General features: G+C 63.3%; 16 protein-coding genes and 1 tRNA gene. 10 read left to right on the top strand and 7 right to left on the bottom strand.

Annotated features, from left to right (window positions below; all coding sequences use genetic code 11):
• Positions 1-35 precede the first annotated feature (35 nt).
• A tRNA-Met gene (locus ACYP01_RS13540) sits at positions 36-109 on the bottom strand.
• 53 nt (positions 110-162) lie between these two features.
• Complete coding sequence (locus tag ACYP01_RS13535) at positions 163-873, bottom strand: FadR/GntR family transcriptional regulator (RefSeq protein WP_030536564.1); 711 nt, start codon at positions 871-873, stop codon at positions 163-165.
• Between the two features lie 98 nt (positions 874-971).
• Here ACYP01_RS13535 and ACYP01_RS13530 point away from each other — a divergent pair, with 98 nt between their 5' ends.
• Genes ACYP01_RS13530 through ACYP01_RS13515 form a run of 4 tightly spaced genes read left to right on the top strand, consistent with a single transcriptional unit; the run spans position 972 to position 4,735 of the window.
• The gene (locus ACYP01_RS13530) at positions 972-1,721 is read left to right on the top strand and encodes a (Fe-S)-binding protein (RefSeq protein ID WP_003940529.1); all 750 of its coding nucleotides are present in this window, start codon (positions 972-974) and stop codon (positions 1,719-1,721) included.
• Complete coding sequence (locus ACYP01_RS13525) at positions 1,718-3,238, top strand: LutB/LldF family L-lactate oxidation iron-sulfur protein (RefSeq protein ID WP_459680525.1); 1,521 nt, start codon at positions 1,718-1,720, stop codon at positions 3,236-3,238. Before ACYP01_RS13530 ends, ACYP01_RS13525 begins: the two co-directional genes overlap by 4 nt.
• On the top strand, positions 3,235-3,861 hold the full coding sequence (locus tag ACYP01_RS13520; RefSeq protein WP_322942579.1) for a LutC/YkgG family protein: 627 nt from the start codon (positions 3,235-3,237) through the stop codon (positions 3,859-3,861). The genes ACYP01_RS13525 and ACYP01_RS13520 overlap by 4 nt, the downstream gene beginning before the upstream one ends.
• A 58-nt stretch (positions 3,862-3,919) precedes the next feature.
• Positions 3,920-4,735: a mycofactocin-coupled SDR family oxidoreductase gene (locus ACYP01_RS13515; protein WP_042446953.1), complete on the top strand. Its 816-nt coding sequence runs from the start codon at positions 3,920-3,922 to the stop codon at positions 4,733-4,735.
• Between the two features lie 6 nt (positions 4,736-4,741).
• Here the strand turns inward: ACYP01_RS13515 and ACYP01_RS13510 are convergent, their stop codons facing one another.
• On the bottom strand, positions 4,742-5,380 hold the full coding sequence (locus tag ACYP01_RS13510; protein WP_064073901.1) for an LON peptidase substrate-binding domain-containing protein: 639 nt from the start codon (positions 5,378-5,380) through the stop codon (positions 4,742-4,744).
• The gene (locus tag ACYP01_RS13505; protein ID WP_003940372.1) at positions 5,380-5,856 is read right to left on the bottom strand and encodes a DUF309 domain-containing protein; all 477 of its coding nucleotides are present in this window, start codon (positions 5,854-5,856) and stop codon (positions 5,380-5,382) included. Before ACYP01_RS13505 ends, ACYP01_RS13510 begins: the two co-directional genes overlap by 1 nt.
• A 140-nt stretch (positions 5,857-5,996) precedes the next feature.
• On the opposite strand from ACYP01_RS13505, the gene ACYP01_RS13500 reads away from it, so the two are divergent.
• Both ACYP01_RS13500 and ACYP01_RS13495 read left to right on the top strand, forming a co-directional pair.
• Positions 5,997-6,341: a YciI family protein gene (locus tag ACYP01_RS13500; protein ID WP_007730031.1), complete on the top strand. Its 345-nt coding sequence runs from the start codon at positions 5,997-5,999 to the stop codon at positions 6,339-6,341.
• A gap of 6 nt (positions 6,342-6,347) precedes the next feature.
• The gene (locus ACYP01_RS13495; RefSeq protein ID WP_459680521.1) at positions 6,348-7,589 is read left to right on the top strand and encodes an RNA polymerase sigma factor; all 1,242 of its coding nucleotides are present in this window, start codon (positions 6,348-6,350) and stop codon (positions 7,587-7,589) included.
• A gap of 7 nt (positions 7,590-7,596) precedes the next feature.
• Here the strand turns inward: ACYP01_RS13495 and ACYP01_RS13490 are convergent, their stop codons facing one another.
• Positions 7,597-8,175, bottom strand: coding sequence for a DUF7822 domain-containing protein (locus tag ACYP01_RS13490; RefSeq protein WP_387387530.1), 579 nt, complete (start codon positions 8,173-8,175; stop codon positions 7,597-7,599).
• Positions 8,176-8,210: 35 nt separating this feature from the next.
• Entirely contained in the window at positions 8,211-8,810 is a 600-nt protein-coding gene (locus ACYP01_RS13485; protein WP_054826293.1) for a TetR/AcrR family transcriptional regulator, read from the bottom strand.
• Between the two features lie 140 nt (positions 8,811-8,950).
• Here ACYP01_RS13485 and ACYP01_RS13480 point away from each other — a divergent pair, with 140 nt between their 5' ends.
• The 3 genes from ACYP01_RS13480 (at position 8,951) to ACYP01_RS13470 (ending at position 11,676) form a co-directional block, all read left to right on the top strand.
• Positions 8,951-10,096: an acyl-CoA dehydrogenase family protein gene (locus tag ACYP01_RS13480; protein ID WP_007730036.1), complete on the top strand. Its 1,146-nt coding sequence runs from the start codon at positions 8,951-8,953 to the stop codon at positions 10,094-10,096.
• 73 nt (positions 10,097-10,169) lie between these two features.
• Positions 10,170-10,931, top strand: a complete 762-nt coding sequence (locus ACYP01_RS13475; protein ID WP_003939707.1) for an SDR family NAD(P)-dependent oxidoreductase — start codon at positions 10,170-10,172, stop codon at positions 10,929-10,931.
• A gap of 97 nt (positions 10,932-11,028) precedes the next feature.
• Entirely contained in the window at positions 11,029-11,676 is a 648-nt protein-coding gene (locus ACYP01_RS13470) for a TetR/AcrR family transcriptional regulator (protein WP_007730038.1), read from the top strand.
• Between the two features lie 2 nt (positions 11,677-11,678).
• Here the strand turns inward: ACYP01_RS13470 and ACYP01_RS13465 are convergent, their stop codons facing one another.
• Positions 11,679-12,140, bottom strand: a complete 462-nt coding sequence (locus tag ACYP01_RS13465; RefSeq protein WP_317825843.1) for an SRPBCC family protein — start codon at positions 12,138-12,140, stop codon at positions 11,679-11,681.
• Positions 12,141-12,229: 89 nt separating this feature from the next.
• On the opposite strand from ACYP01_RS13465, the gene ACYP01_RS13460 reads away from it, so the two are divergent.
• On the top strand, positions 12,230-12,799 hold a 570-nt coding region (locus ACYP01_RS13460; RefSeq protein ID WP_459680517.1), incomplete at its 3' end, for a TetR/AcrR family transcriptional regulator.

Raw genomic sequence — 12,799 nt, 5'->3', positions numbered from 1 at the left:
TAGGTCGCTTTCGCAACCTACGGGCCTCTTCTTTGTAGCGGGGACAGGATTTGAACCTGCGACCTCTGGGTTATGAGCCCAGCGAGCTACCGAGCTGCTCCACCCCGCGTCGGTGTGAAACCAACAGTACACGACTTCTGGAGGCGCAATTACCACCCCCTGTCACCGGCTGGAGTGCGCGCTTTCCGAGTAGTAACCGCGGATGTGTCCGACTATGCGCTGACGTGCGAGTTCGCCGTCACCCGCGTTGACCGCATCCACCAATCCTCGGTGTTCGTCACGCAGTCGCATGCAGGTGCTCGGCCAGCTGTCGATCTGGACGCCCGCGAGAACGTAGGCCTCGATGGACTCGCGCAGGCCGGTCATCATGGCTGCGATCACCTGATTGCCCGCCGCGTCGGCGAGCGCCACGTGGAACTGTGCGTCGAGTAGCAAGAATTCCTCGGCCGAGAGAGCTGCGTCCTCCATCGAGTCGAGCAGTTCGACGGCCGCGCGGAGGTCGGGCGTCGGAGTCCGCGATGCCAGGGATTGCATCACCTCGGATTCGAGAACGAGTCGTGTCTTCACCACATCCGAGACCGGAAAGCCTTGTGCTGCAACCTGCATCCGCATCAGCATGGTCATACCGCCGGTCGGTTTGGCTACGATCATCGCGCCGGACGTCGGGCCGGAGCCAGTCTGCGCCTTGAGGAGGCCGAGTGCTTCCATGACCCGCAACGCTTCTCGGACCGATGACCGTCCGACGCCCAACTCTGCTGCCAGAATTCTCTCTCCCGGCAGGCGCTGGCCAGGAGACACCTCGCCTGAAACGAGCCGACGTTCGAGGTGGCTCAGTACTTGTTCCCACGCTCGCGGGCTCGGCTCGGTCGGCATGAGGCAAGAGCATAACCGGGTGGACGCCGTTTATGGGGTGGCCTGTACGGGGATGTATTACTGTGGTCAGACCACACCGACAGATTGCGGGGAACCACATGCGAGTAGCGCTGTTCGCCACCTGCATCGGGGACACGATGTTTCCCGACGCCGTCAAGGCCACCGCCCTCCTGCTCACCCGTCTCGGGCACGACGTCGTGTTTCCGTCCGGGCAGACTTGCTGCGGGCAGATGCACGTCAATACCGGCTATCAGCCGGGCGCACTACCGCTGGTCGCGAACTACGCCGATACCTTCGGTGATGCGTCGATCGACGCGGTTGTCGCACCATCGGGGTCGTGCGTCGGTTCGGTCCGTCATCAACACGAGATCGTCGCCGAGCGCTACGGCACCGCGTCGCTGTGTGGACAGGTGCAGACCGTGAAGGCAAAGACGTACGAGCTTTCCGAATTCCTCGTGGACGTTCTCGGGGTCACCGATGTGGGCGCGTACTTCCCGCACCGGGTCACCTATCACCCGACCTGTCACTCACTGCGCATGTTGAGGGTGGGGGACAAGCCACTTCAGTTGCTGCGCAACGTCCGCGACATCGATCTGGTCGAACTCCCCGAAGCAGATTCCTGCTGTGGATTCGGCGGCACCTTCGCCATCAAGAATGCGGAGACTTCGACGGCCATGCTGGCGGACAAGATTCGCCACGTTGCGGACACCGGCGCCGAATTCTGCAGCGCCGGAGACTCGTCCTGCCTCATGCACATCGGCGGCGGTATGTCGCGACTGCAGATGGGCGCCAAGACCATTCACCTCGCGGAGATTCTGGCGTCGGTGGAAAGCCGGGTGCACGCATGAGCGCTGTGACGCTGGGTCTGCCCAGCTTCCCGCCGAGGTCGCCCGAGGGTGCAGGGTTCCTGCGAGGTACTGAGAAATTCCCCGTCGCAGCACATCACGAGCTGGCCAACGCGCAACTGCGACGCAATATCGGCAAGGCGACGCACACCATCCGTGCCAAGCGCATCAACGTGACTGGAGAGCTTCCCGATTGGGAAGACCTGCGTGATGCGGGTTCGGCGATCAAGGCCGACGTCATGGCGCGGTTGCCGGAACTGCTCGAACAGTTCGAAGCTGCAGTCATCGCGCGCGGTGGGCAGGTGCATTGGGCGGCGGATGCCAACGAGGCCAACGCCATTGTGACCGAACTTGTCAAAGCCACCGGCTCCGACGAGGTCATCAAGGTCAAGTCGATGGCCACGCAGGAGATCGGTCTCAACGAGCATCTCGAAGCCCACGGAATCACCGCCTACGAGACCGATCTCGCGGAATTGATCGTCCAACTCGGCCATGACAAACCGTCGCACATCCTGGTTCCCGCGATCCATCGCAACAGGTCCGAGATTCGCGAGATATTTCTTCGAGAGATGCCAGATGTCGATCCGAACCTCGGGGAGAACCCGGCCGAACTTGCCGCTGCTGCACGAAAGTTTCTGCGCCACAAGTTCATGACGACGCCGGTCGCCGTCTCCGGCGCCAATTTCGGCATCGCGGACACGGGCACTCTGACCGTCGTGGAGTCGGAGGGCAACGGGCGAATGTGCCTGACGCTGCCGAAAACACTGATCACCGTTATGGGCATCGAGAAGATTCTGCCGACGTATCAGGATCTGGAGGTCTTCCTGCAACTGCTGCCGCGGTCCTCGACGGGGGAGCGGATGAACCCGTACACCTCCATGTGGACCGGCGTCACGCCCGACGACGGTCCACAGGAGTTCCACCTGGTCCTCCTCGACAACGGTCGGACTGCCGCGCTTGCCGACAAGATCGGGAGGGAAGCCCTGAGCTGCATACGGTGCTCGGCGTGTCTGAACGTGTGCCCGGTCTACGAGCGCACCGGCGGTCACGCCTACGGATCGACCTATCCGGGACCGATCGGCGCGGTGCTGACTCCGCAGCTCGCGGGCATGCATGGCAAAGACGATCCCAACTCGACGCTTCCCTTTGCCTCGAGTCTGTGCGGTGCGTGCTTCGACGCCTGCCCGGTCAAGATCGACATACCCTCGCTGCTCGTCGAATTGCGGCACCAGAAGGTCGCGCAATCCGGTGTCACGGCAGAGTCTTTGGCGATGAAAGCCGTCTCTCTGGCGATGTCGACCGAGGGCCGGTGGACGTTGGCTCAGAAAGCTGCCGGGCTCGGACGCGTCGTGGCCGGCAGGAAAGGGAAGATCTCTACGTTGCCACCTCCATTGAACGGTTGGACAGCTGCCAGAGACATTCCCGCACCGCCCAAGCAGACCTTCCGATCCTGGTGGGACTCCGACGAAGGCCGCGCGGCATTGGACGAGGCTCGTCGTGGCGGGAAGGCGGACAGATGAATTCACGTGAAGTGGTGCTCGGACGCATTCGTGATGCCATCACCTTGGCGCCCGCCCGCGAAGGCGAGATACCGCGAAACTACCGGACTGGCAGAACCATGTCCGACGAGGAACTCATCGATTTGTTCGTCGACCGTCTGGTGGACTACAAGGCGCACGTTCACCATTGCGCTGCAACAGAAATCGCTGAGGCCGTCGCCGGAATACTGAGAGAGCACGGACTACACACTCTGGGGATCCCCGCCGGCCTCGACCGATCATGGGTAGCCGGATTCGACGGAACGCTGGTGGTCGACAGCCCGGACGTACCGGCTCCTGAACTCGAGAACCTCGACGCCGTTGTCACCGGCTCGAAGGTATCGTGCGCCGAAACCGGCACCATCTTCCTCGACGCCGGTCCATCGCAGGGACGCCGTGCGTTGACACTGGTACCGGACACACACATCTGCGTCGTGTATCGCAGCAGTGTGGAAGTGGGAGTGCCGGAGGCGATTGCGAAGCTGACACCGGAGCGCCCCACCACCATGATCAGCGGCCCGTCGGCGACCTCCGACATCGAACTCGAGCGCGTCGAAGGTGTCCATGGTCCGAGGAATCTTCACGTCGTCATCGTCGACGGTTGATTCCCGTCGAGCGGGAACTCGGAGGCAGCGGGCCACATCAGCGTCTAACGTCCCGGCCATGACACAACTGTTGGCAGGCAAGGTCGTTTTCATCACCGGTGCAGCGCGGGGTCAGGGACGCAATCACGCGATTCGACTCGCGCAGGAAGGTGCAGACGTCATCGCTGTCGACGTGTGCGCGTCGGTGTCCGAAGACGTGGGTTACGCGGCCGCGACTGAAGCCGACCTCGAAGAAACGGCTCGTCTCGTGCGAGCGGAGGGGCGCGAGATCGTCACCGCTGTAGCGGACGTCCGTGACCTCGAGGCGCTGCGGGCGGCGGTGGCGTCGGGCGTCGACAAGTTCGGTCGCCTCGACGTCGTGATTGCCAATGCGGGCATCGCTACGTGGAACCGTTTCTGGGAGATGCCTGAAGAACAGTGGTCGACGCTGGTGGACATCAATCTCAATGGTGTCTGGCGCACGATGACAGCTGCGGTTCCTGCAATGATCGAAGCCGGCAACGGTGGTTCCATCGTGATTGTGAGCAGTGCTGCCGGCGTCGCCGAAGCGCCCGGCTGCGCGCACTACTCGGCGGCCAAGCACGGCCTCGTGGGTTTGGCTCGTACTGCTGCAACGGAATTGGGAAGCTTCGACATTCGAGTCAACAGCATCCACCCTGGCGCGGTGGAGACCGAGATGGGCAACGATCCCAACGTCGGTAAGGTACTCACTACTCATCCGGAATACATGAACTCGTACAAGTGGCCGCTCACGTCCGTCCCGCGCACCACCGTCGAGGACATCTCCAACGCCGTCGTCTACCTCGCGACGGACCTCTCCCGCGCGGTCACCGGGACGAAGATCGTCATCGACATGGGTCAGACGATGGCGTAGTTGCGCTCAGAGGAGATTGAACTGCGCGACCTCGATGGTGTTCTCGACTGCCTCCGAGAGTGCGCGAATACGTTCGTCGGCGCCTGGCGCGGTCAAAATCGCCAGGCGATCGGCGTCACCCATCGGAATGCTCCTGGCGAGGGCATACAGCCGAGAACCCAGCGGATCCAAGGGATCCGGTGGGACGGGCATTCGCGGAGTCTGTTCGCCGGCCCGAAGTGCGAGCTTTCCCAACATTCCGTACATGAACTCGATGCGCTCGAGGAGCGAGTCGTATTCGTAAGCAGTGACTGGTGTTCCGTTGTTCTCGTCAGGCCACAATTCGACCTCGGCAAGTGGGTAGGGATCGTCCGGCAGCCATCGATTGACCCGGATGCGGTCTTCGGTCCGGCAATACAACTGATACCGCCCGGCACCCATGGCGACATGAGACTCGATCCGAGCCAGAGTGCCGACGTCGTGACGTGATTCGCCGCCACCGACCTCGTGGCCACGAGCGATGAGCACTACTCCGAACAGTGGGCCGTCGGCAGCTTCGAGAACGTTCTCGACCAGTGCGCGATACCGAGGTTCGAAGATGTTCAGGGGCAACACCTCACCCGGTAGCAAAGCGGAGCCGAGCGGAAACATGGGGAAGATGGGCATCAGGGGATTCTCAACCTCGGAATCGGAGGGGCGGGGAAATCGCCGGGGCGATCGATTTCGGCGAGCAGGTGCTCGGACCACGTCAGTAGACCGGGGATATCGAGGCCGTGCGGACTCTCGACCTCGTAGTGCCTGATGCGGTCGTGACCCTGGCCGAGGAGTGAGACGGCGCCGGTGTTGTTGCCCCGAAGCAGATGGGTGAGCCCGACGGCCAACTGAGCCAGTCCCTGCCACAGGTCACGTTCCTCGGGCGGCGCGCTTTTCCACGTTCCTTCGAGAATCTCGTGTGCGTGGAAAGGCATGCCGTGGTCGAGGAGGCGCTGCGCCTCGGTGATCGATTCGTCTGGTGGCAGGCGTACATCGTCCGGAATGCGCGGGACACCGCCCGCTGCGTCGCGTGGCAGTGGACGTCCGAGTCCGTCACGGGGCCGCGAATTGAGGGGTTTCCCAGCGGCGTCCCGGTCGCGTTCGGTCATACACTCAGCCTAACGGCAGCGCCTCGGACGAACTCGCCAAAAGTTTTTTCGAGTCGCCTGTCGATTCCGGGGAGAACCGTTCGTCGTCATGTTGTAAGGCAAGAGAGCCGGAAGAAAAACAACAGACCAAGGAGTCAGTCATGAAGTACATGTTGCTCATCTACACCGCACCCGGCGGAGACACCGAACCCCAGTGCACGTTCGAGGACTGGCAGCAATACGACAAGGAAATGAAGGACGCCGGCATCTGGGTGTCCGGCGATGCTCTCGCCGACCTGACCACCACGACGACGGTTCGAGTCTCGCAGTCCGGGGAAAAGACCGTCACCGACGGACCCTTCGCAGAAACCCGCGAGATCCTCGGCGGCTACGACGTCATCGACGTTCCTGATCTGGATGCGGCGCTGGCCTGGGCCGCGCGGTGCCCCGGCGCGCGCGACGGCGGCAGCGTCGAGGTGCGTCCACTGGCCGGGTTCGGGGACTGATTCGCCGTGGACGAGCAGGCCGAGAACTCCATCGAGTCAGTGTTCCGGGAGGAACGCGGACGACTCTTGGCCTCGCTCGTCCGCCGCTTCGGTGATCTGGATCTGGCCGAGGAAGTCACCTCCGAAGCCGTCGAGGCCGCGTTGGTGCACTGGCCCGTGGACGGAGTGCCGGCTAAACCCGGCGCCTGGCTGCTGACCACGGCGCGTCGTAAAGCCGTCGACAGGCTTCGTCGTGATCAGGCCTATGCGGCGCGATTGGCGGTGATGCAGGTGGACGCCGATCGTGCCGACCCGGCGCCGCCCACGGTCGACGGAGAACTTCCCGACGAGCGGTTGCAGCTGTTCTTCACCTGCTCGCACCCAGCGCTGGCCGAGGACGACCGAATCGCACTCACCTTGCGTTGCCTCGGCGGGTTGACGACGCCCGAAGTCGCTCGGGCCTTCCTCGTTCCTTCGGCGACGATGGCGCAGCGGATCGTGCGCGCGAAGAAGAAAATCCGTCAGGCTCGGATTCCCTTCCGCACTCCCAGCGCCGAAGAACTCCCGGAACGTTTGCCCGGTGTTCTGCAGGTGATCTACTCGGTGTTCACCGAGGGGTACGCAGCGAGTTCGGGTCCGGATCTGCAACGCGTCGACCTGGCGGTGGAGGCGATCAGGCTGGCGAGGATCTTGCGCGCATTGCTTCCCGATGAGCGCGAGATCGCCGGGTTGCTTGCATTGATGCTTCTCGTCCACGCGCGTCGGGATGCCCGTACCGACGCCGCCGGCGGGATCGTGCTCCTCGAAGACCAGGATCGCGGGTGTTGGGACCAGCCGATGATCGAGGAAGGCAGCGACCTCGTCGTAGTCGCGTTGACCGGGGGAGCGCCGGGGCCGTACGGGGTGCAGGCCGCCATCGCCGCATTGCACGACGAGGCCGCAGATGTGGAGAGCACCGACTGGCCGCAGATCTGCGCGCTCTACGGAGTGCTTCTCACGTTGACGCCTTCGCCCGTCGTCGCAGTCAACAGGGCAGTGGCGCTGGCGATGCGCGACGGCGAGGAGGTTGGGCTGGCAGCTTTGGAAGAACTGGCAGCGGAGCCCAAACTTACCGACTACCACCCGTATCACCTTGCACGCGCCGAACTGCTCGCGCGGTTGGGGCGCACCGACGCGGCAATGTCTGCATACCGACGTGCGCTGAATCTGGTTGGTACGGAACCGGAGCGGGCCTACCTGGAGCGTCGGTTGGGTGAGATCTCCGACTGATCGGCTCCTAGCGAGGGACGTCGAGATCGAAGTACAGGGTCTCGGACCAGTAACCGAGGCCGAGCTCGCGTAGCGGTTCCTCGACGCTCTCCTGAGTCGGCGTGAACAGCCGCTCCCAGAAGCGCGGCTTGGCGGGTGCGAGTGTGGCCAGAGCCGCCTCCATCTCGGCGTCGATGTCCGCCAGACCGGTCATCAGGGCCGCGCCCTGTTCGGCGAACGGTTCGTCGTCCATGTCGAAGATCTCGCCGCACTCGAGGACGAAGTAGTGGTCGGGTTCGGTGTGGCTGCGCAGGAAACGCAGCGCATCGCCGGCCATCGTGCCGAGTTCGGGGTGATCGATTCGGCCGAGGAAGTCTTCGAGCCGGGCGATACCAGGACCACAGGGCGCGGTGACCGCGATCAGGTCGGGGGTGTCGTCCCAGATGATCGACTGTTGGGCGAAGGGATTCACGGACACAAGGATCCTCGGGACCAGCGGTATCGCGTACGACCACTCGGAGATACCGGTGAGACCTCGGGCGCGAGCGGCAGCCGGATTCTCATGCGGAGCAACAGGGGTCGAGTAGAGATAGGTGCGGTTGGCCACTGGCCGAGTCCTTTCTGCGGTCGGTGTCACCTGATTCAGGCGGCGCCCACCATCCTCAATGCCAGGTCTCCGTACAATTTTCCAATGTCTTCCGGATTCGTGTAATTGCCGGCCGGGAACCAGCGGCACACGTCGACACACAGGGACATCAGGGCGAGGGTGACGCCTTCGGCATCAGGGATCGTGAAGTCGCCCGACCGGACGCCGGCGTCGACAACCTCCCGAACCACCCGCGTCGTGCTGCGGCGAAGAGCGACGACGGTTCGGTAGTGCTCTGGTGTGAGGGCAGTGAGTTCGTACTGGACGACGCGAGCGAGTGAGTGGTGCCCGGCCTGCCAACTGGCGAAGGTGCTGATCAGTTCCTGCAAACGAACGGACGGTTCTTCACCAGGTCGGTCGGCGCCCTCGACCACCTTCAACGCTTCGGTGTGGCCTTCGAAGCTGATCGCGAAAAGCAGCTCTTCTTTCGAGCGGTAGTGCGGGTACATGGCGGCGGGACTCATGTCGAGTCGCGCGGCGATGTCACGGGTGGTGGTGCCGCCGTAGCCCGCGGAGGCAAAAGCGTCCACGGCTGCCGCGCGGATACGGGCCGCAGCTTTGGAGGGGCTGATCACCACGTCAGGTGAATCGCTCACGGTTTCCTCCAGGTGTGACGGATTTCGATGTTGACAATATCCCGCTCTCGATTCACTATAAGCAGGTGCTTAGATTCTAAGCGAATGCTTAGGAACATCGTTACGTGTGGCTTTGCCACGCCGAAAGGAAGCAACTCGTCATGCGTCGCACTCTGTACGGACCCGATCACGAGGCATTTCGCGAATCTGCTCGCGAATTCGTCAACCGGAACATCCTTCCGGTCGCAGAGAAGCTGATCGACCAGCGCTTCATCGATCGTGAAATCTGGCTCGAAGCGGGACGCAACGGCTTCCTCGGACTCGAGGTTCCGGAGGCGTACGGCGGAAGCGAAGCCGGCGACTACCGCTTCAACGCGGTTCTGGCCGAAGAGCTCTCGCGCGCCAGTGCAGCTGTTGCCTCGAGCTTCGGCATTCACGCCGACGTCGTTGCTCCCTACCTCGTTCAGCTCACCACCGAAGAGCAGAAGCAGCGTTGGCTGCCCAAGTTCTGCACCGGTGAGATGCTGACGGCCATCGGCATGACCGAGCCTTCCGGTGGATCCGACCTCGCCTCGCTCAAGACCACTGCGGTCAAGGACGGCGACGACTGGATCATCAACGGCTCCAAGACCTTCATCACCAACGGCTACAACGCCGACCTCGTGATCGTGGCGGCTCGGACCAGTCCCGAGAAGAAGTCCAAGGGCATCACGCTTTTTGCCGTCGAAACCGGCATGGAAGGCTTCGAGCGCGGACGCAAGCTCGACAAGGTCGGCCAGCACGAGTCCGATACCGCCGAACTGTTCTTCGAGAACGTTCGCGTGCCGTCCACCAACATCATCGGTGAGATCGACCGCGGCTTCATTCACATGATGGAAATGCTGCCGCAGGAGCGCGTCGGCGCTGCGGTGTCCAACATCGCGCACGCCGCTCCGATCCTCGAAGAGACGCTGCAATATGCCAAGGACCGCAAGGCTTTCGGTCAGCCGATCGGCTCGCTGCAGTGGAACAAATTCCTTCTCGCGGATCTCGTCACCCGCATCGAGGTCACCCAGGCCTACGTCGACAACTGCGTCGCGGCACACGCTGCCGGCGAGCTGACCGCCATCGACGCCGCCAAGGCTAAGTGGTGGACCGCGCAGGTGCAGAACGAGGTCCTCGATCACTGCGTTCAGTTGCACGGTGGCTACGGCTTCATGACCGAGTACCGCGCCGCTCGCGCGTGGATGGACGCCCGCGTCACCAAGATCTGGGCCGGATCCAACGAGATCATGAAGGAACTCATCGGCCGCGATCTCGGCCTGTAATTTCGCAACTGCAGTCGATACGTCACTGCAACCGCCACTTCCCGAACCCGACGACACAGGAGCATCACCGCGCATGTCTGTTCTCGACAAGTTCTCTCTGACCGATCGAGTGGTCATCGTGACCGGTGCGTCGTCGGGCCTCGGGGTGGCGTTTGCGAAAGCCGCAGCAGAGGCCGGCGCGGACGTCGTCCTCGCTGCTCGCCGCGTCGACAAGCTCGAAGACACGGCCAAGCTCGTGCGTGACGCAGGCCGCGAAGCATTGTGCGTGGCCACCGACATCGTCGATCCGGCTCAGGCTCAGAACATGGTCGACGCCGCGATGGAGAAGTTCGGCCGCGTGGACGTGCTGGTCAACAATGCCGGCGTCGGAACTGCCGTTCCGGCGACCCGCGAGACCCCGGACCAGTTCCGCGCCGTCATCGACATCAACCTCAACGGGTCCTACTGGGCAGCGCAGGCCTGCGGCCGCGTCATGCTCCCGGGCAGCTCCATCGTCAACATCTCGAGCATTCTCGGATTGACGACCGCCGGACTCCCGCAGGCCGCCTATGCGGCGAGCAAGGCAGGCGTCGTCGGATTGACCCGCGACCTCGCACAGCAGTGGGGAACGCGCAAGGGCATTCGCGTCAACGCGATCGCGCCCGGCTTCTTCAAGTCGGAAATGACAGACCAATACAACGACGGTTACTTGGACGCGATGGCTCCGCGCCTGATCCTCGGCCGCATGGGCGATCCGGAAGAGCTCGCGGCCACCATGGTGTGGCTCGCGTCCGAGGCCGGCGGATACGTCACCGGTCAGACCATCGCCGTCGACGGAGGAATCACCATCACCTGACGCCGATGCCGAGATGTCGCCGGCTTTGCCGTATAAGTAGCTGGTGACCTCTCGCGCCGAACCTCAGGAGAACTGGGAAGACCGTCCGCCACCATCCATGGCTGCGACGGAGCTTCTGCGTGACCTGCCGGTGACTGCCCGCGGCGTCCGGACCAGGGCTTCTCTGGTCGCAGCGGCTCGAACGGTGTTCGAGCGCGCAGGGTATCTCGACGCCCGTCTCACGGACATCACCAAGGAAGCGAACTGCTCCACCGGCACGTTCTACACCTACTTCGACAACAAAGAGCAGATCTTCGCCGCAGTTCTCGACGTCGCGCAGGAAGACATGCTGCACCCAGGCATGGGACGGGTCCGCGACGTCGACAATCCGTATGCGGTCCTCGAATCGAGCAACCGTGCCTACCTGACGGCTTTTCGCCGCAACGCCAAACTCATGGGCCTGCTCGAGCAGGTATCGCACATCGACCCGGCCTTCGCGAAACTGCGTCGGGACCGAGCCGAGACCTTCATTTCTCGTAATGCCCGAGCCATCGAACGCTTGCAAGCAGCTGGCAAGGCAGACGCCTCGTTGGACCCGCTGTTGGCTTCCCGAGCACTGTCGGCGATGGTGAGCCGTCTTGCCTACAGTTCATTCGTCTCCGAGGAACCTGGCGCCGACGGCAACCCCGTCCCGTTCGAGGACGTCGTCAAGACGGCTACTCAGGTGTGGGCCAACGCGCTGGGACTCGAAGGCGACCGCGGGTAGTTTCAGCCTTCGCCGCGGGCCGCGAACTGCTGCTCGAGGCTGTGGCGCAACGTCTCCTCGCTGTTCCTGACAGCGTTTTCGACGAACGGCCCGATCAAGCGGCCGAGAGCTTTGCCGGCAATGCCGCCGGGCAGTTTGTAGGCGAAGTCGACGGAAAGCTCGGTCTTGGAATCGTCGATCGCGGCGAACTCCCACGTGGACGAGTTGGATACACCGCCGAGCGAGGACAGCTTGATGATCCGATTCTTCTCCCACTCGGTGACCTCGAGTTTGGAGCGCAACGTGCTCGGCCCGATCTGCATGGCCGCGTCGAACGTGGCGCCGAGTCCCTGATCGAACTCTCCGAACGGGGTGAACTCGGAAACACCGAACATCCACGTCGGGACATTGCGGTAGTTGTCGATGTAGTCGAAGGCGACATCAACCGGCACGGCAGCAACCGCGGTGTGGCGAACATGGATCATGACTGGTCCCTGTCTTTCGGTGAACATCGACTGTATCCAATGGCACCGACGCGTTCGGCGGCGGCGCAACGGCGATCTACGGTATCGGTATGACGAACGAGCTTCCGGTACGCGGGTCCTGGCGCGATTACGAAGACCTGGGACTACCGAAACCGCTCGCTGCGGCGCTGGAGGCGTTCGTCGAGCAGGGCTATCACGGGACTTCGATCCGTGACGTCGCGTCGCGGTCCGGGCTGTCGGTGCCGGGGCTCTACCACCACTACCCGTCCAAGCAGGCTCTGCTGATCGGTCTGGCGACCGTGGTGATGACGGAGTTGTTGGAGCGAAGCCGCGCCGCCGAACTCGATGCCGGGGACGATCCCTCCGATCGCTTCGACGCGGTGATCGAATCTCTGTTGCGGTTCCACATGTTTCGGCGCGAGCAGTCGTTCGTCGCCTCCTCCGAGATTCGCAGCATGGAGCCCGACAGCCGGGCTGGTTACATCGCCCAGCGCGACGAACAGCAGAAGCAGGTGGACCGGATCGTCCTCGACGGCGTCGCTTCGGGAGTGTTCGAAGCCGACCATCCCGAGGACGCCAGCCGAGCCGTGGTGACGATGTGCGTCGCCGTCGCGGTCTGGTACCGACCGGACGGTGAGTTGTCTCCGGACGAGTTGGTG

The organism is Rhodococcus sp. no. 34, assembly GCF_054589475.1.
This window is presented reverse-complemented; position numbering and strand designations above follow the sequence as displayed.

What these genes read in the sequence shown, in the direction of transcription:
- ACYP01_RS13475 (WP_003939707.1), top strand. Translation starts at nt 10,170, where the DNA reads ATGTCTGTTCTCGACAAGTTCTCTCTGACCGATCGAGTGGTCATCGTG.
- ACYP01_RS13535 (WP_030536564.1), bottom strand. Translation starts at nt 873, where the DNA reads ATGCCGACCGAGCCGAGCCCGCGAGCGTGGGAACAAGTACTGAGCCAC.
- ACYP01_RS13505 (WP_003940372.1), bottom strand. Translation starts at nt 5,856, where the DNA reads ATGACCGAACGCGACCGGGACGCCGCTGGGAAACCCCTCAATTCGCGG.
- ACYP01_RS13530 (WP_003940529.1), top strand. Translation starts at nt 972, where the DNA reads ATGCGAGTAGCGCTGTTCGCCACCTGCATCGGGGACACGATGTTTCCC.
- ACYP01_RS13480 (WP_007730036.1), top strand. Translation starts at nt 8,951, where the DNA reads ATGCGTCGCACTCTGTACGGACCCGATCACGAGGCATTTCGCGAATCT.
- ACYP01_RS13470 (WP_007730038.1), top strand. Translation starts at nt 11,029, where the DNA reads ATGGCTGCGACGGAGCTTCTGCGTGACCTGCCGGTGACTGCCCGCGGC.
- ACYP01_RS13520 (WP_322942579.1), top strand. Translation starts at nt 3,235, where the DNA reads ATGAATTCACGTGAAGTGGTGCTCGGACGCATTCGTGATGCCATCACC.
- ACYP01_RS13515 (WP_042446953.1), top strand. Translation starts at nt 3,920, where the DNA reads ATGACACAACTGTTGGCAGGCAAGGTCGTTTTCATCACCGGTGCAGCG.
- ACYP01_RS13510 (WP_064073901.1), bottom strand. Translation starts at nt 5,380, where the DNA reads ATGCCCATCTTCCCCATGTTTCCGCTCGGCTCCGCTTTGCTACCGGGT.
- ACYP01_RS13525 (WP_459680525.1), top strand. Translation starts at nt 1,718, where the DNA reads ATGAGCGCTGTGACGCTGGGTCTGCCCAGCTTCCCGCCGAGGTCGCCC.
- ACYP01_RS13500 (WP_007730031.1), top strand. Translation starts at nt 5,997, where the DNA reads ATGAAGTACATGTTGCTCATCTACACCGCACCCGGCGGAGACACCGAA.
- ACYP01_RS13465 (WP_317825843.1), bottom strand. Translation starts at nt 12,140, where the DNA reads ATGATCCATGTTCGCCACACCGCGGTTGCTGCCGTGCCGGTTGATGTC.